Source organism: Streptomyces sp. TLI_171 (assembly GCF_003610255.1).
GTDB lineage: Bacteria > Actinomycetota > Actinomycetes > Streptomycetales > Streptomycetaceae > Kitasatospora.
Genome location: NZ_RAPS01000001.1, coordinates 5,635,138 through 5,650,989, shown reverse-complemented (window position 1 = coordinate 5,650,989; position 15,852 = coordinate 5,635,138). Strand labels below are relative to the sequence as shown.

The window sequence follows — 15,852 nt, the reverse complement described above, 5'->3', positions numbered from 1 at the left end:
GGGTGCCCGCGTAGCGTCGCAAGCCGCCGTTTCCCGGTTGTTCCTCCTATGTAACGCCCATGTGAACCAACGGTCCGCAGCGGCACGCTCACTGTTCGAGAGTGCACGTCTCGGGATGCGAACACACCGCCGGGACGGAAGGGCCGGAACGGGCGTCCGGTCAGCGGTGCCGGGCGTGTGCGGCCCGCCGGCGGCGCGTCATCCACACCGCCGCGCCGCCCGCCACCAACAGCGTGCCGCCGCCCGCCGCGAGCACCGTCGTCCCGGAGGATCCGGTGTACGCCAGCTCCTCCTCCGCGGCCTTCGGCGCCGACCGGTTCTGCGCCACCGCGGAGGTCGACGGGGACGCCGCCGAGGAGGACGGGGCCTGCGCCGGCACCGGCTTCTCGCAGGACACCGAGGCCACCGTCACCTTGCCGTCCACCTTCGCCACGTTCAGGTTCAGTGGGTTCACCTTCACCGTCACCTCCAGTGCGGAGGCCGCCGCCGTGCTGGAGGTGACGGTCTTCCTGGCGAACTCGAGGTCCACCGAGCCGATCGCCGGAACCTCCACGTGGGTGGGCGAGTTGAGCCCCACCGCCACCGACTTGCCGAGCACGGTCAGCCGGGCCGGCGCGGTCACGTTCGCGGTCGGCGGACCGTCCACCGGGCAGGTCACCTCCGCGCTCATCGCCTCCAGCCCGATCAGCGTGGTCAGCGGCAGGCCCGGCGCGTGCAGGTCGGCGTCCACCAGCTTCACCGAGGCCGACGCCTGCCGGTCGTCCACCGTGGTCACCGACTTGCCGAGCTCCGCCTTCAGCAGCGTCACCGGCCGCCCGTCGTCCACCCCGTCCACGGTGGCCGTGAGCATCGCCCCGTCCCGCCGGGCCGGCGACTCCACCCGGTTCAGCGCCACGTCGACCGGCACGTTCACCTTGTTCAACAGCGTGACGTTCAACGCCAGTTCGGCCGTCACCGCGCGCGCCTTCCCCGGCCTCCCGCCGCCGTCGGCCGCGACCGCCGCCGGCAGCGGCAGCCCGACCGTCAACGCGGACGCGGCCAGCGCCGACGCGGCGACGGCACGCAGAGTACGCACAGGCAGAGCAGCCATGACAGAAACCCCCACACGATGGTGATTGGCAGAGCGCACCCGCGACCTCACCCGGCCCACCGCACAGCGGCGCCTCGCACGGGGAGGGGACTCGCGCTCTCGACTTCCGCCAGTCTTCTCGAACACTGCGTCACTTCAGCAACACAGAGCGTCATTTCACTCGTTGGAGTGATGTTGACGCTCGCTGCTGACCGTTCCGGGGTCCGAGCTGTCGGAATCGCGCCAATGGCTGTCCGCCCGGCCCGGAGGCTACGGCAGGCGCCAGTCGACGGGGCTGCCGCCCTGCCGGACCAGCAGGTCGTTGGCGCGGCTGAACGGCCGGGAGCCGAAGAAGCCGCCCGCGGCGGAGTACGGGCTCGGGTGCGGGGACTCGATGCTGGGGACCTGGCCGAGCCAGGGGCGCAGTTCGCGGGCGTCGCGGCCCCACAGGATGGCGACCAGCGGGCCGCCGCGGGCGGCGAGGGCCTTGATGGCCTGTTCGGTGACCGCCTCCCAGCCCTTGCCGCGGTGGCCGTTGGTCTTGCGGGTCTGGGTGGTGAGCGCCCGGTTGAGCAGCAGCACCCCCTGCCCCGCCCACGGGGTGAGGTCGCCGTTGGCGGGCGGCGGGAAGCCCAGGTCCTGGCTGTACTCCTGGTAGATGTTGACCAGGCTGGCCGGTATCGGCCGGACCTCCGGGGCGACCGAGAAGCTCAGGCCGACGGCGTGGCCCGGCGTCGGGTACGGGTCCTGGCCGACGATCAGCACCTTGACGTCCGCGAACGGCTGCTGGAACGCCCGCAGCACCTGCGGGCCGGGCGGCAGGTAGGTGCGGCCGGCGGCGAGTTCGGTGCGCAGGAAGTCGCCCATCGCGGCGACCTGTCCGGCGACCGGCGCGAGGGCCTGGGCCCAGCCGGGTTCGACGATTTCGTGCAGGGGTCGAGCAGCCATGACGGAAGCCTATCGGCCGCACCGACAGCCGGAGTTCACGAGGTCCCGGGGGTCGGGCGGACCCAGCGCGGGGCCTCGTCGTCGGGCTCGTCGGGGCTGGCGAAGTGGAAGGGCACGCCGAGCCGTTCGGCGAGGGCACGCCCGATCCGGTCGGCGGCGACCGCGGTGTGCGGGCGGCCGTCGACCCGGTCGTCGGAGCCGAGGTAGCGCTCGGCGGTGCCCCGGTACAGGGTGGCGAGGTGGTGCTCCTTCCCCTCGCCGATCGCGACCAGGGCGACGAACCAGTCGTGCACGGTGTCGCCGTCCCAGACCGCCTCGACGGCGAGGATCCGGTCGTCGATCCCGGCGGCGCGCCAGGCCAGCGACTCGGGGTCGACGGGGCCGTCGGGGGTGCGGGCGACCCGGTCGCCGAGTTCCCGGTAGCGGTCCCCGACGAGCAGGTGGGCGGAGGCCACGCCGATCCCGAATCGCACGAAGCCGACGTCGATCAGCACCCTGACCGCGGACAGCGCGCCGTCCTGCAGCACGTAGCCGTCGACCTGCTGCCGGATGCCCTCGGGCAGCGAGGCCCAGAACTCGGCGCGCTGCTGCGGATCGAGGATCACCGTCACACCACCCGTCCGGCGAGCACGACGTGGGTCGGCGCGGCCAGCACCCGCAGGTCGGCGCGCGGGTCGGCGGCGTAGACCACCAGGTCGGCGGGGGCGCCCTCGGTCAGCCCGGGGCGGCCGAGCCACTCGCGGGCGGCCCAGGCGGCGGCGGACAGCGCCTGCAGCGGGGTGAGTCCGGCCCGGGTGAGCTCCATCGCCTCCTCGGCGACCAGGCCGTGGGCGAGCGAGCCGCCCGCGTCGGTGCCGACGTAGATCGGGATGCCCGCGTCGTGCGCCGCCGCCACCGTGTCGTAGCGGCGGGCGTGCAGCCGGCGCATGTGCGCCGACCAGCTCGGGAACTTGGCCTCGCCGCCGTCCGCCAGGGCGGGGAAGGTGGCGATGTTGACCAGGGTGGGGACGATCGCCACGCCGCGCTCGACGAAGGCGGGGATCAACTCCTCGGTGAGGCCGGTGGCGTGCTCGACGCAGTCGATGCCGGCGGCCAGCAGGTCCGGCAGCGACTCGGTGGCGAAGCAGTGCGCGGTGACCCGGGCGCCCTCGGCGTGTGCGGCGGCGATCGCCTCGGCGAGCGCGTCGCCGGGCCAGCAGGCGGTGAGGTCGCCGGCCTCGCGGTCGATCCAGTCGCCGACCAGCTTGACCCAGCCGTCGCCGCGCCGGGCCTCCGCGGCGGCGTACGCGGCGAGGTCGCCGGGCTCGATCTCGTGCGCGTAGTTGCGGATGTAGCGGCGGGTGCGGGCGATGTGCCGGCCGGCCCGGATGATCTTCGGGAGGTCGTCGCGGTCGTCGATCCAGCGGGTGTCGGCGGCCGAGCCGGCGTCGCGGATCAGCAGGGTGCCGGCGTCCCGGTCGGTGAGCGCCTGCTTCTCGCTGGTGGCCCGGTCGACCGCGCCGTGCGCGTCCAGTCCGACGTGGCAGTGCGCGTCCACCAGGCCCGGCATCGCCCAGCCCGTGAGGGTCGCGGACGGTTCGGCGGCGGGGCGCTCGAAGGTCACCCGCCCGTCCACCGCCCAGAGTTCATCCCGGACGTCCTCGGGGCCGACCAGCACCCGGCCCCTGATGTGCAGCACCCCGCGGTCTGTCATGGCAGGCACTGTACCTGCGGTGGTGCGGGGTGCACCGACGGTTCTGGGGCAGACTGGACGGCGGCGTCCCTCCGCTCACGAAAGGCCCTTCCCGCATGCTGCTCGACCTCCCGCCGCTGACGGCCGACCGGTTCGCCGCGATCGAGGACAAGGTGGCGGCGCTGCTGCGCACCGACGCCGACGTGATCGTCACCCAGGGCGAGGCGCTGCTGCCGCTGGAAGCGGCGATCAAGGGCGTCGCGCACCCCGGCTCCACCGCGCTGAACATCGTCACCGGCCCGTACGGGCAGACCTTCGGCGGCTGGCTGCGGGACGCCGGCGCCAAGGTGGTCGACCTGGCGGTGCCGTACGACACCGCGGTCCCCGCGACGCGGGTCGCCGAGGCGCTGCAGGCGTACCCGGAGATCGACTTCGTGTCGCTGGTGCACGCCGAGGCCGCCACCGGCAACACCAACCCGGTCGCGGAGATCGCGGCGGTGGTGCGGGCGCACGGCGCGCTGCTGATGCTGGACGCGGTGGCCTCGGTGGCCGCCGAGCCGCTGCTCACCGACGCCTGGGGCGTCGACCTGTGCGTGATCGGCGGCCAGAAGGCGATGGGCGGGCCGGCGGGCGTCTCCGCGGTGTCGGTGAGCGAGCGGGCCTGGCAGCGGATCGCCGCCAACCCGGCCGCGCCGCGCCGCTCCTACCTCTCCCTGCTGGACTGGAAGGAGCGCTGGACGGACGCCGGCCGCACCCAACTTCCGCACGCCCCGGCCCAGTTGGAGATGCTCGCGCTGGACGCCTGCCTGGACGCGATCGCCGCCGAGACGCTGGACGCGGTGATCGCCCGGCACCGGGCCGCGGCCGCCGCCACCCGCGCGGGCGCCCTCGCCCTCCCCGCGCTGGCCCCGTACGTGCCGGCCGCCGAGCACGCCGCCCCGGTCGCCACCACGCTGCGCACCACGGTGGACGCCGCCGAGCTGGCCGCCGAAGTCCGGCGGCGCGCCCCGCAGTTGCCGGTCCAGGCCGGCGGCGGCCCGCTCTCCGCCACCATGCTCCGGGTCAACCACTACGGCCCGGCGGCGAACCCCGAGACGGTGATCGCCGTCCTGGAGGCACTGGCCCAGGCCACCGGAGCCCCGGCCGCCCCGGCGGTGTCGGCGGCCACCGCCGCCTGGGAGCGGGCGGTCTGACCGGCACGGGACGGCGCGCCGCGGGGACATCGTTCAGCCGACGGTGGCCCGGCGTTCACCGCTCAGGCGACCGGTGGACGCGAACGGGCACTTGGCTGAGCAGCCCCTGAAAAGTTGGCTGTACAACTGGAGGCTGCGCCGTGTCCGTGCCCAACCCGTACTGGCTGCGCGACAACTGCCCGTGCACCGAGTGCCGCGACCCGCGCAGCGGGCAGAAGCGGTTCCAGATCAACGACCTGCCGGACGACCTGGCCGCCACCGAGGCCACCGAGGACGCCACCGGTCTGACCGTGCTCTGGTCCGACGGGCACCGCTCGCACTACCCGGCCGGCCGGGACGGTGCGGAGGAGGACGGCGACCACCGCACCGAGCACGCCAAGCACCTGTGGCAGGCCGCCGACTGGGCGCGCGGGCTGCCCGAGGCCGACTGGGCCGCGTACCTGGCCGACCCCGAGGAGCAGATCGCGGTGCTGGCCGCCGTCCGCCGCTCCGGGTTCGTGGTGCTCCGCGGCGTCCCGGTGGCGGAGGGCGAAGTGCTCGCCGTGGCACGGAGTTTCGGGTACGTCCGGGAGACCAACTACGGCGAGCTGTTCGACGTCCGGGTGGAGGCCGGGGCGACCAACCTGGCGTTCACCGACGTCGCGATCGCCCCGCACACCGACAACCCGTACCGCGACCCCGTCCCCACCCTGCAACTGCTGCACTGCCTGGCCAACGAGGCCGTCGGCGGCGACTCCGGCCTGGTCGACGGCTTCCGCGCCGCCGCGCTGCTGCGCGACCAGGACCCGGCTGCCTTCGACCTGCTCACCCGCACCCCGGTGCCGTTCCGCTACCGGGACCGCTCCGCCGACCTGACCGCCGAGAAGCCGCTGATCGGGCTCGACCCGCGCGGCGCGATCCGCGAGGTCCGCTTCAACAACCGCTCCGTCTCCACCCTGCGCGGCCCGGTCGGGGCCGAGCTGGACGCCTTCTACGCCGCGTACCGCGCCTTCGCCGCGATCACCCTGCGCCCCGAGCTGCAGCTGGAGTTCCGGCTCGGCCCCGGCGACTGCCTGATCTTCGACAACACCCGCCTGCTGCACGCCCGCACCGCCTTCGAGCAGGCCGGCCGCCGTCACCTGCAGGGCTGCTACGCCGACCTCGACTCGCTCTCCTCCACCCTCTCGGTGCTGCGCCGCAACACCGCCGCCCTGGACGAGCTGGAGGCGCTGTTCGAGGGCGAGGGCGCCGCCGAGTACCTCGGCGAGGCCGTCACCATGGCCGAGCACATGCTGCAGGCCGGCGCGCTGGCCCGCGCCGCCGGCGCCCCGCCCGCACTGGTGGCCGCCGCGCTGCTCCACGACGTCGGCCACTTCCACGGCAGCGGGCTGGAGTTGATGGCGGGCGCCGACAACCGCCACGGCGAGACCGCCGCCGCCTGGCTCTCCCGGTACTTCCCGGCCGCCGTCACCGAGCCCGTCCGCCTGCACGTCGAGGCCAAGCGCTACCTGTGCACCGCGGAACCCGACTACGTCGACCGCCTCTCCCCCGCCTCCGTGCACACCCTCGCGCTCCAGGGCGGCCCGCTCACCCCGGAGCAGGCCGCCGCCTTCGCCGCCCTCCCGTTCGGCGCGGACGCGGTCACCGTCCGCCGCTGGGACGAGGCCGCCAAGGACCCGGCCGCCCCGACCCCTTCGTTCGCCGAGTTCCGGCCGCTGCTGCTGGAGTTGATGCGCTAGTCGCCGCCGGAGCCGAGTTCGAACCACACCACCCGGCGGCCCGGCCGGTGCTCGGCGCCCCAGCGGTCGGCGAGCCTGCTGACCAGGACCAGGCCCCGGCCGGAGCCCTCCTCCCCGAGCGGTTCGACGTGCTCCAGGACCGGCAGTTCGCGGTGGTCGTCGACGATCTCCACCAGCAGGCGGCCGGTCCACACCAGCCGCACCTCGACCGGGGCGTGCGCCACCTCCACCGCGTCCGTGATCAGCTCCCCGATCAGCAGCTCTGCGGTGTCGGCCACGAACTCGAGCCCCCAGGAACAGAGTTGCGACCGCACCAGGTGCCGGACCCGCGGTACTTCGCCGGCTCGCGGCGCGAAGGTGTGGGACGCCTCCCGCGCCCGCGGCAGGCCGTCGAAACGGGCGACCAGCACCGCGAGGTCGTCCCGCCGGTCCCCCGTGCCCGGCGCCTCGAAGACGAACGCGCAGATCTGCTCCGGGGTCCACCCCGATCCGGTCAACCGCGCGCACTGAGCGGCCAGTTCGACCCGGTTCTCGGTGCACAGCACCAGCGTGGAGCCGTCCGGCACCTCGATGGTGCGGGTGGAGAACGGCACTCCGCCGACGCCGATCGGGGCGTTCGTGGGGAGGTCCACCTGTTCGGAGCCGCCGCCACGGTGCAGCAGGACGGGCGGCAGATGGCCGGCCGAGGCGAGCTCGCAGGTGCGGGCGACCGGGTCGTAGACCGCGTACAGGCAGGTGGCGAGCAGCTCCGGGCCGAGCCGGTGGACCAGGTTGTCCAGATGCCGCAGCAGCTGGCCCGGGGGCACGTCCAGCAGGGCGAACGCATGCACCCCGGCCCGGAGCCGGCTCATCGCCTGGGCCGCGGGCAGGCCGTGTCCCATCACGTCGCCGACCACCAGCGCCACCCGGTTGCCGCGCAGCGGGACGGCGTCGAACCAGTCGCCGCCGGATCCGGCCCGGTGCTCGCCCGGCCGGAACCGGTGGGCCAGCCGGACACCGCGGGTACGCGGCAGGCCGATCGGGATCATCGACCGCTGGAGCGCCCTCGCCAGCCGCGGCTCCTCCCGGTGCATCCGGGCGCTGTCGAGCAGCAGCGCGCCGCGCTCGGCCAGTCCCGCCAGCAGCTCGATCTCGGACCTCCCGTAGGCCGACCGGGCGCTCCCGCAGGCCAGTTGGAGCACCCCGAAGACCTCGCCCCGGACGGCCAGCGGCAGCGCGAGCACCGGGGCGCCCCCTTCCACCGGCGGCGCGAGCACCGGCACGCCCTCCCGCAGGACCCGCTCCACCAGGGTCCGGGGCAGCGCCACCGGGCCGCCCGCGGCCGGCCCGCCGAATCCGCCGGTCACGCCCAGCCGTTGCAGAACCACCGTGGCCGGGCCCCAGCCGTCGGGCGGCCGGTCGTCGTCGACGAACCCGGCCCGCACGTCGACGGCCGCGCCGTCCGCCCAGCCGGGGACGAACACCTCGCACAGCTCCGCGGCGGTGGTCTCCGGGTCCGGGGTCGTGCCGACCCGGAACCCGAACTCCCGGGTGAGCACCGCGCCGGGCGACTCCAGCTCCGCCCGGTAGCTGAACTCCCGCTCGTGGCGGGCGCGTTGGGCAGCGAGGGCGGCTTCGGCAGCGAGCAGCCGGGCCTCCAGCCGCAGGCACCGCTCCTCGGCTTCGTGACGGAGCGTCCGGGCCCGCGCGAGTTCGGCCCGCAGCAGGTCCAACTCGGTTTTCAGGGCGCGCAGTTCCTCCCGGGCGAATTCGGTGTCCGGGCCCTCCGGCCGGCGCTCCAGCTCGCCGGGACCGGCCTCGTAGTGGGCGGTGGCCCGGTCGGTCTCCAGCTGCCGGTAGCGCTGTTCGGCGTGTGCGGCCTGCGCCTCGGTGGCTTCCAGGGAGCGCAGCAGGGCGCGTTCCCGGACGCCGGCGAGCTGGAGTTCGCGTTCGGCCGCGCCGAGCCGGTCGCGCAGTTCCTCCACCTCGTGCCGGGAGGCGTTGCGCACCCGCAACGCCGCCATCCGCAGCCGGTGGGCGTGCTGCTGGACGTCCGGGGAGACCGCCCGACCGGTGGTTTCGGCGACCTGGCGCAGCAGTTCGTCGACGAAGTCCTTCGGGGCGATCCGCGCGCCGCTCAGGTAGCGGGAGACGCTGCCCTTGTCGCGGTTGCAGCGGACGGCGTACCGGGTCAGCGAGATGCCCAGGGCGTGGAACAGCTGGTCGAGGAAGGCGACGAAGGCGGTCACCTCCGGCTCCCCGCCCTGCGGTTCGAGTGTCACGGGCTCCCCTCCCGGCCGTTGCCGGGCATTGGCAATCCGTTGCGCCTGGTGCAACCCGCGGCCTGCGTCGAAGAGTAGGAGAAACCTTCAACGGCCCGCAGCGAAAGAGGCATTGATGTTCATCGGAGTCGTCCGCCAACTGGCCGCCTGCCAGCGCCCGGTCATCGTGGCGCTGGCCCTGCTGCCGGTGGTGATGGTGACGGCGGCCTGCCTGCCCGCCGTCCTGCTGCTGCCCGCCTTCCCGGGCGGCGTCCGCCGCCTGAGCACGCTGCTGGCGCAGCTGCGGCGCTGGACCGAGACCGTGCTGACGCGCAGTTAGCCCGGCAGGGCGGCGGTCAGGTCGATCTCGACGAGTTGGCCGGTGTAGCCGAGGGCGGTGACGCCCAGCAGGGTGGAGGCGGTGGTGAGAGCCGGGGCCAGCGGGGAGGCGGCCAGGCGGTGCCAGGCGGCGGCGAGGACGGCGCTCCGGTCGCTGACCACGTAGACCACCGAGCGGACCACCCGTTCGGGGCCGACGCCGATCGCCGCCAGCGCCAGCATCGAGTTGGCCACCACCTGGTCGATCTGGGCGTCCAGGTCTCCCGCGCCGACCAGGGTCCCGGTGCTGTCCAGCGGGCACTGGCCGGCCAGGTGCGCGGTGCGCCCGGCCTCCACCACCGTGATGTGCGCGTACCCGGAGGTGGGGTGCAGGCCGGCCGGGTCGAGGCGTGCGATGTCGGTCATCCGGCGATTGTGTCCGCCGGCGGGCGGCGGCGGCATCCGGTTTTCAGTCGTCGTCCCGGGCGTGCCGCGAGAGGGCCGACGAGGCCAGGGAGTTGTGGATGGAGAAGGCGACGGTGCCGGGCAGGTAGCGGTCCTGGGACCACTCGACGGGGGTGCCGGTGGGGTCGGTGGTGCGGCGCTTCTCGCGCAGCAGCGGGCTGCCGCGGCGGCAGGTGAGCAGCCGGGCGTCGTCGGCGTTGGCGGCGACCACGTCGATGGTGTGGTCGGCGTCGGTGAACAGGATGCCGTGCTCGCGCAGCGGTTCGGTGTGCGAGACCACGTCGGGCGGCAGCTGGGCGACCAACTCGCCGACCCGGGGCGGGTAGACGGTGCGCTCGACCATCACGGGGGTGCCGGAGAGGGTGCGCAGCCGGAGCGTCACGTACACCTCGGTGCCGGGCTCCAGGCGCAGTTGCTCGCGTTCGGCGGCGTCGGCGGGGCGCCGGATCAGCGATTCCAGCCGGCCGCCGGGCTCCTCGCCCATCGAGCGGGCCCAGTGGGTGAAGGAGAGCAGTTCGGAGAAGGACTGGACGCGGGCGCTGCCGAGCACCACCCGGCGGGTGCCGCGGCGGGAGGTGACGAGTCCGTCGGCGCGCAGCATGGCGAGGGCCTGCCGGACGGTGCCGCGGGAGACGCCGTACTGCTCGGCGAGGGCGCCCTCGGCCGGCAGGCGCCCGGCGTCGCCGAACGATCCGGAGGTGATCGCCTCGCGCAGGTCGGCGGCCACCTTGCGGTAGAGCGAGCCGGCGGCGCGGTCCTGATCGAGTGCCACGTGCGTCGATGTCCCTTGGCTGGTAGGGAGATTGGGATGTGTCCGCGGCGTGATCGCGCGTACACCATTGACTGTAGCCGCTGCCCCCACCCCGGCCCGACCGGGGCGCGACCGTTCCCGCAGCCGACCCCCGTACTGGGCCGTCCGTTCACTTTCCCGTCACCGGGCTCGGGCGTACTTGCTCACGGCGCCGGAAGTTGGCTGGCCAACTTGGTCAGGACAGGACCGCGCCGGGCATCGAACACCTCCCGTGATCTCTGCAGCTCCACTTCCTTCAGGAGACCCTCCCGTGACCGTGCACCGCCACCGCGCCGCCGCCTTCGCGGCCGTGCTGACCGCTGCCGCGCTCTCCCTCTCCGCCTGCGGCTCCGCCGGCTCGACCACCAAGTCCGGCGACGCCGCCAAGGGCGGTGCCAAGGACGCGAGGACCGCGACCTCGCTGGCCGACTTCGGCGGCATGGACGGCCTGGTCGCCGCCGCGAAGAAGGAGGGCAAGCTGCACGTCATCACCCTCCCCCGTGACTGGGCCAACTACGGCAAGCTGATGGACGACTTCAAGGCGAAGTACGGCATCGAGATCGAGGACGAGAACCCGGACGGCTCCAGCCAGGACGAGATCAACGCGATCAAGTCCCGCAAGGGCCAGGACCGCGCCCCCGACACCGTCGACCTGGGCTCGGCCTTCGCGCTGTCCGCCGCCAAGGAGGGCATCCTCGCCCCCTACAAGGTCGCGAACTTCGACAAGATCCCCGACACCATGAAGGACCCGGCCGGCCTGCGGGTCAACGACTACGGCGGCTACATCTCGATCGGCTGCGACGCCAAGAAGGTCGCCGACTGCCCGAAGACCTTCGCCGACCTGCTCAAGCCCGAGTACAAGGGCCAGGTCGCGCTGAACGGCAACCCGACCAAGTCCGGCTCGGCGTTCGGCGGCGTGTACGCGGCCGCCCTGGCCAACGGCGGTTCGCTGGACACCATCCAGCCCGGCATCGACTTCTTCGCCAAGCTGAAGCAGTCCGGCAACTTCAACCCGGTCGAGTCCACCCCGGCGACCATCGAGAAGGGCGAGACCCCGATCTCGATCGACTGGTCGTACCTGAACGCCGGCTACACCGACGAGTTCAAGGGCAAGGGCATCGACTGGAAGGTGGCCGTCCCCGCCGACGGCTCCTACGCCCAGTTCTACAACCAGGCCGTCAACAAGGACGCCCCGCACCCGGCGGCCGCCCGCCTGTGGATGGAGTACCTGTACTCGGCCGAGGGCCAGAACGGCTTCCTGGGCGGCTACGCCACCCCGGCGCTGTTCGACGCCATGAAGAAGGACGGCACCCTGGACGCCACCGCCGCGGCCAAGCTGCCGGTCGTCGAGAAGCCCTTCACCACCTTCCCGACCTCGGAGCAGATCGACGCGGCCAAGAAGGTCGTGACCGATAACTGGGCCAAGGCGATCGCGGGCTGATCACCGACATGACCACGGCTCCCACCCCGGTGCCGACCCCGGCCGCCGCTGAGACCAGCGGCGGCCCGGGGGCTCCCGGCCCCGTCACCTCCTCCCCCGCCCCGCCGCCCGTCGGGCGCCGCCTGCTGCGCGGCGGTTCCTGGCTGGCCACCGTGCCGCTGCTGGCGTTCTTCCTGATCGGCTTCGGCCTGCCGGCCGTCGCCATCGTCACCGGGGCGTTCACCGTCTCCAGCGACGCGGAGACCGGCGCCGGCGCGTTCACCACCGCCAACCTCACCGACTCGGTGCAGGGCGCGTACTGGACGGCGCTGCTGTCGAGCATCAAGCTGTCCGCGCTCACCGCGCTGATCGGCACCGTGCTCGGCGTGCCGATCGCCCAGGCCGTCCTGACCTCCCGGTTCCGGATGCTGCGCGAGGCGGTGCTGACCGCCTCCGGCGTGCTCGCCAACTTCGGCGGACTGCCGCTGGCGTTCGCCTTCGTCGCCACCCTCGGCAACGCAGGCGAGGTGACCCGGATGTTCCACCTCACCGACCACGGCTGGTCGCTGTACAGCTTCACCGGCCTGGCCGTCACCTACCTGTACTTCCTGGTGCCGCTGATGGTGCTCACCATCACGCCCGCGCTGGAGGGCCTGCGGGTCCAGTGGCGCGAGGCCGCCCAGAACAACCGGGCCACCACGCTGCAGTACTGGCGGCACATCGCGCTGCCGATCCTGTTCCCCTCGCTGCTCGGCGGCTTCGTGCTGCTGTTCGGCTCGGCGTTCGCCGCGTACGCCACCGCCGCCGCGATGGTCGGCGCGACCGTCCCGCTGATCAGTCGTCAGATCGCCGACGCGCTGTCCGGCAACGTGCTGGTCGGCCAGGGCAACCTGGCGCTGGCGCTCAGCCTGGACATGATCATCGTCGCCGTCCTCGTGATGGCCGTCTACCTGCCCCTCCAGCGCCGGAGTGCCCGATGGCTCAGCTGATCTCCCGTCTGCGGGTCTGGCGCGGGGCCGTACTGCTGCTGGCCGGCCTGTACTTCCTGGTCCCGATGGCCGCCTCGGTGTGGTTCTCGATCGACGACCGGGACGGCATCTCCTTCGAGGCGTACACCGGCCTGCTGTCCGCCGAGGGCTTCACCGACAGCCTGGTGCTCACCCTGGAACTCGCCGCCGTCACCGTGGTGGTGCTGCTGCTCCTGCTGGTGCCCGCGATGATCGCGGTCCGGATCGGCTCGCCGCGGCTGCGCCCGGTGCTCGAAGTGGTCTGCACCCTCCCGCTGGTGGTGCCGCCGGTCGCGCTGACCGCCGGCCTGATCGGCGTGCTCCGCTGGGGCCCCGACTACCTGATGGACACGCCGTTCTTCCAGACCTTCGTGTTCGTCCAGCAGCCCGAGTTCCCGCTGGTGCTGGTCGTCGCCTACGTGCTGATGGCGCTGCCGCTCGCCTACCGCGCCCTGGACTCCGGCCTGCGCGCCGTGGACGTGCCCACCCTGGTCGAGGCCGCCCGCAACTGCGGGGCGAGCTGGCCGCGGGCCGTCGTCTCGGTGGTCCTGCCGAACCTGCGAGGCGCGCTGCTGAACGCCGCCTTCCTCACCCTGGCCCTGGTCCTCGGCGAGTTCACCACCGCCTCGATCCTCGGCTACCAGCCCTTCGCCGTGTGGATCTACTCCGTGGGCAACAGCCAGGGCCAGATGTCCGTCGCGGTGTCCGTGCTCAGCCTGCTGATCACCTGGGTGCTGCTGCTCCTGCTGGCCGCCGCCGGCCGGGAGCGCCGCCACAAGACCGCCGCCACCTCCTGAGCCTTCCCGGAGACCACCCATGAGCACCGCCACCGTCGCCCCCGCCACCAGCGCCACCGTCGAATTCCGCTCGCTGCGGCGGCAGTTCGGCACCACCACCGCCCTCGACGGCCTCGACCTGACGGTCCGTCCGGGCGAACTCCTCGCCCTGCTCGGCCCGTCCGGCTGCGGCAAGACCACCGCGCTGCGCATCCTCGCCGGGTTCGAGACCCACGACTCCGGCGAGGTCCTGGTCGACGGCGAGGACATCACCCGGATCCCCGCCCACAAGCGCGACGCCGGCATGGTGTTCCAGTCGTACAGCCTCTTCCCGCACCTCACCGCCGCCGACAACGTCGCCTTCGGCCTGCGGATGCGCGGCGCCGGCAAGGCCGAACGCCGCAGGCGCGCCCAGGAGTTGCTGGAACTCGTCGGCCTGCCGCAGCGCGCCGACCACTACCCGCACCAGATGTCCGGCGGCCAGCAGCAGCGCATCGCGCTGGCCCGCGCGCTCGCCCTGCAGCCGCGGGTGCTGCTGCTCGACGAGCCGCTGTCCGCGCTCGACGCCAAGGTCCGGCTGTCGCTGCGCGAGGAGATCCGCCGCCTCCAGCAGGAACTCGGCATCACCACCCTGTTCGTCACCCACGACCAGGAGGAGGCCCTCTCGATGGCCGACCGGGTCGCCGTGCTCCGCGCCGGGCGGCTCGAACAGTGCGCCGCCCCTTCGGAGCTGTACTCCCGCCCGGCCACCGCGTTCGTCGCCGAGTTCGTCGGCACCATGAGCCGCATCCGGTGCACCCGGGCCGGGGACGGCGAGGTCGAGGTGCTCGGCCGCCGCCACCCGGTGGACGGCGCGCTGCCCGCCGACGGCGACCTGCACGTGCTGGTCCGGCCCGAGAACGTCGAACTCGCCCCCTCCGACGACGGCCCCGCCCAGGTGGTCGCCGCCTCCTTCCTCGGTGCCGTCACCCGGCTCACCGTCCGCCTCGCCGACGGCACCGAGATCAAGTCCGACCTCCCCACCGAGGCCGCCGCCACCCTCCCCGTCGGCACCCGCGCCACCCTGACCCTCCCCGCCCGCCCCGTCCTCGTCGACCGCGCGACGAACCCGAGCTGACGTCAACTCCCGCGCCCCGCCCGGGGCGCGGGCGCCTGCGTGCCCCGGAGGGCGACGGCCCGCGGCCGTCCGGCCCCGCCCCGTCGCACCCCCGGCCGCGCCCGAAATCCACCGTAAGGTACCGCCATGCCTGCATCCCGCCCCTCCGCCGTCCTGTTCGACATGGACGGCACCCTGGTCGACACCGAGCACCTGTGGTGGCAGGCCGCGGCCGAGCTCGCCGCCGAACTCGACCTCACCCTGACCGACGCCGACCTCCCGGAGGTCCTCGGTCAGGCCGTCGAGCACACCGCCGCCCACCTGCACCGCACCAGCCGCACCGCACGCCCGGAGGCGGACCTGGTGTCGCGGCTGAACGAGAGCTTCGCCGGCAAGGTCGCCGCCGAGATCGTCCCCCGCCCGGGCGCGCTGGCGCTGCTCACCGCGCTGCACGCCGCCCACGTCCCGACCGCCCTGGTCTCGGCGTCCCCGCGCCGGGTGGTCGACCTGGTGCTGGACTCGCTCGGCCGGCACTGGTTCACCACCACGCTCGCCGCCGAGGACACCCCGCGCACCAAGCCCGCGCCCGACCCGTACCTGACCGCGGCCGACCGGCTCGGCCTCGCCCCGGCCGCCTGCGTCGCCGTCGAGGACACCCCGACCGGCGTCGCCTCGGCCCGCGCGGCGGGCTGCGCGGTCCTCGCGGTGCCGTCCGCCGTCCCGATCCCGGCCGCCGACGGCATCACCGTGCTGGCCAGTCTGGAGCAGGCCGACCTCGGCTTCCTCTCCTCGCTCACCGCCGCCTGATGCCGTACCTGCTGCTCGCCCTGGCGATAGCCAGCGAGGTCTGCGCCACCAGCCTGCTCAAGCTCACCGACGGCTTCTCCCGGCTCTGGCCGAGCCTCGCCGTCGCCGCCGGCTACGTCCTCTCCTTCGCCCTGCTCGGCCGCGCCCTCAAGCACATCCCGGTCTCCGTCGCCTACGCCGTCTGGTCCGGCGCGGGCACCGCGGCGGTCGCCGCGATCGGCGCGACCTTCTTCGACGAGTCCCTGGGCCGCCTCCAGTGGTGCGGCATCGCGCTGGTGATCGTCGGCGTGGTCCTGCTCAACCTCCGCTCCTCGCACTGACCCCGGCCCCCTC

General features: G+C 73.8%; 16 protein-coding genes. 9 read left to right on the top strand and 7 right to left on the bottom strand.

All coding sequences use genetic code 11. The features are described 5' to 3' along the window. Positions 1–160 precede the first annotated feature (160 nt). The 4 genes from BX266_RS25475 to BX266_RS25460 form a co-directional block, all read right to left on the bottom strand. Positions 161–1,090: an SCO1860 family LAETG-anchored protein gene (locus BX266_RS25475; protein WP_099903454.1), complete on the bottom strand. Its 930-nt coding sequence runs from the start codon at positions 1,088–1,090 to the stop codon at positions 161–163. Positions 1,091–1,339: 249 nt separating this feature from the next. Beyond that, positions 1,340–2,017, bottom strand: coding sequence for a uracil-DNA glycosylase (locus BX266_RS25470; protein ID WP_099903452.1), 678 nt, complete (start codon positions 2,015–2,017; stop codon positions 1,340–1,342). Between the two features lie 35 nt (positions 2,018–2,052). After that, positions 2,053–2,622, bottom strand: coding sequence for a hypothetical protein (locus tag BX266_RS25465; protein ID WP_259464843.1), 570 nt, complete (start codon positions 2,620–2,622; stop codon positions 2,053–2,055). 2 nt (positions 2,623–2,624) lie between these two features. Then, the gene (locus BX266_RS25460) at positions 2,625–3,710 is read right to left on the bottom strand and encodes an amidohydrolase family protein (RefSeq protein ID WP_099903450.1); all 1,086 of its coding nucleotides are present in this window, start codon (positions 3,708–3,710) and stop codon (positions 2,625–2,627) included. Positions 3,711–3,805: 95 nt separating this feature from the next. On the opposite strand from BX266_RS25460, the gene BX266_RS25455 reads away from it, so the two are divergent. Next, complete coding sequence (locus tag BX266_RS25455) at positions 3,806–4,882, top strand: aminotransferase class V-fold PLP-dependent enzyme (protein WP_099903448.1); 1,077 nt, start codon at positions 3,806–3,808, stop codon at positions 4,880–4,882. Positions 4,883–5,022: 140 nt separating this feature from the next. After that, on the top strand, positions 5,023–6,600 hold the full coding sequence (locus tag BX266_RS25450; RefSeq protein ID WP_099903446.1) for a TauD/TfdA family dioxygenase: 1,578 nt from the start codon (positions 5,023–5,025) through the stop codon (positions 6,598–6,600). Here BX266_RS25450 and BX266_RS25445 read toward each other — a convergent pair. After that, positions 6,597–8,861, bottom strand: coding sequence for a SpoIIE family protein phosphatase (locus BX266_RS25445; protein ID WP_099903444.1), 2,265 nt, complete (start codon positions 8,859–8,861; stop codon positions 6,597–6,599). The genes BX266_RS25450 and BX266_RS25445 overlap by 4 nt on opposite strands. A gap of 115 nt (positions 8,862–8,976) precedes the next feature. On the opposite strand from BX266_RS25445, the gene BX266_RS25440 reads away from it, so the two are divergent. After that, complete coding sequence (locus tag BX266_RS25440; RefSeq protein ID WP_099903442.1) at positions 8,977–9,180, top strand: hypothetical protein; 204 nt, start codon at positions 8,977–8,979, stop codon at positions 9,178–9,180. Here BX266_RS25440 and BX266_RS25435 read toward each other — a convergent pair. Both BX266_RS25435 and BX266_RS25430 read right to left on the bottom strand, forming a co-directional pair. After that, positions 9,177–9,584 (bottom strand): Rid family hydrolase, encoded by a 408-nt coding sequence (locus tag BX266_RS25435; RefSeq protein WP_099903440.1) that lies wholly within the window; start codon positions 9,582–9,584, stop codon positions 9,177–9,179. The two genes, BX266_RS25440 and BX266_RS25435, sit on opposite strands and share 4 nt — an antisense overlap. A gap of 43 nt (positions 9,585–9,627) precedes the next feature. Continuing rightward, entirely contained in the window at positions 9,628–10,395 is a 768-nt protein-coding gene (locus BX266_RS25430) for a GntR family transcriptional regulator (RefSeq protein WP_099903438.1), read from the bottom strand. Positions 10,396–10,684: 289 nt separating this feature from the next. Here BX266_RS25430 and BX266_RS25425 point away from each other — a divergent pair, with 289 nt between their 5' ends. The 6 genes from BX266_RS25425 (at position 10,685) to BX266_RS25400 (ending at position 15,839) form a co-directional block, all read left to right on the top strand. After that, on the top strand, positions 10,685–11,854 hold the full coding sequence (locus tag BX266_RS25425; RefSeq protein WP_099903436.1) for an ABC transporter substrate-binding protein: 1,170 nt from the start codon (positions 10,685–10,687) through the stop codon (positions 11,852–11,854). An 8-nt stretch (positions 11,855–11,862) separates the two neighbouring features. Further along, positions 11,863–12,822 (top strand): ABC transporter permease subunit, encoded by a 960-nt coding sequence (locus tag BX266_RS25420; protein WP_180290606.1) that lies wholly within the window; start codon positions 11,863–11,865, stop codon positions 12,820–12,822. Next, positions 12,810–13,637 carry an ABC transporter permease gene (locus BX266_RS25415; protein ID WP_180290605.1) on the top strand — a complete coding sequence of 276 codons (828 nt, stop codon included), beginning with the start codon at positions 12,810–12,812 and terminating at the stop codon, positions 13,635–13,637. Before BX266_RS25420 ends, BX266_RS25415 begins: the two co-directional genes overlap by 13 nt. 19 nt (positions 13,638–13,656) lie before the next feature. Then, complete coding sequence (locus tag BX266_RS25410; RefSeq protein ID WP_099903434.1) at positions 13,657–14,733, top strand: ABC transporter ATP-binding protein; 1,077 nt, start codon at positions 13,657–13,659, stop codon at positions 14,731–14,733. A gap of 126 nt (positions 14,734–14,859) precedes the next feature. Continuing rightward, positions 14,860–15,519 carry an HAD family phosphatase gene (locus tag BX266_RS25405; protein ID WP_099903432.1) on the top strand — a complete coding sequence of 220 codons (660 nt, stop codon included), beginning with the start codon at positions 14,860–14,862 and terminating at the stop codon, positions 15,517–15,519. Further along, positions 15,519–15,839 carry a multidrug efflux SMR transporter gene (locus BX266_RS25400; protein ID WP_099903430.1) on the top strand — a complete coding sequence of 107 codons (321 nt, stop codon included), beginning with the start codon at positions 15,519–15,521 and terminating at the stop codon, positions 15,837–15,839. Before BX266_RS25405 ends, BX266_RS25400 begins: the two co-directional genes overlap by 1 nt. Positions 15,840–15,852 lie beyond the last annotated feature (13 nt).

Bases quoted from the DNA above. Each gene is read 5' to 3' on its own strand.
- BX266_RS25410 (WP_099903434.1), top strand. From the start codon at position 13,657: ATGAGCACCGCCACCGTCGCCCCCGCCACCAGCGCCACCGTCGAATTC.
- BX266_RS25460 (WP_099903450.1), bottom strand. From the start codon at position 3,710: ATGACAGACCGCGGGGTGCTGCACATCAGGGGCCGGGTGCTGGTCGGC.
- BX266_RS25415 (WP_180290605.1), top strand. From the start codon at position 12,810: ATGGCTCAGCTGATCTCCCGTCTGCGGGTCTGGCGCGGGGCCGTACTG.
- BX266_RS25455 (WP_099903448.1), top strand. From the start codon at position 3,806: ATGCTGCTCGACCTCCCGCCGCTGACGGCCGACCGGTTCGCCGCGATC.
- BX266_RS25475 (WP_099903454.1), bottom strand. From the start codon at position 1,090: ATGGCTGCTCTGCCTGTGCGTACTCTGCGTGCCGTCGCCGCGTCGGCG.
- BX266_RS25470 (WP_099903452.1), bottom strand. From the start codon at position 2,017: ATGGCTGCTCGACCCCTGCACGAAATCGTCGAACCCGGCTGGGCCCAG.
- BX266_RS25435 (WP_099903440.1), bottom strand. From the start codon at position 9,584: ATGACCGACATCGCACGCCTCGACCCGGCCGGCCTGCACCCCACCTCC.
- BX266_RS25420 (WP_180290606.1), top strand. From the start codon at position 11,863: ATGACCACGGCTCCCACCCCGGTGCCGACCCCGGCCGCCGCTGAGACC.
- BX266_RS25400 (WP_099903430.1), top strand. From the start codon at position 15,519: ATGCCGTACCTGCTGCTCGCCCTGGCGATAGCCAGCGAGGTCTGCGCC.
- BX266_RS25440 (WP_099903442.1), top strand. From the start codon at position 8,977: ATGTTCATCGGAGTCGTCCGCCAACTGGCCGCCTGCCAGCGCCCGGTC.
- BX266_RS25405 (WP_099903432.1), top strand. From the start codon at position 14,860: ATGCCTGCATCCCGCCCCTCCGCCGTCCTGTTCGACATGGACGGCACC.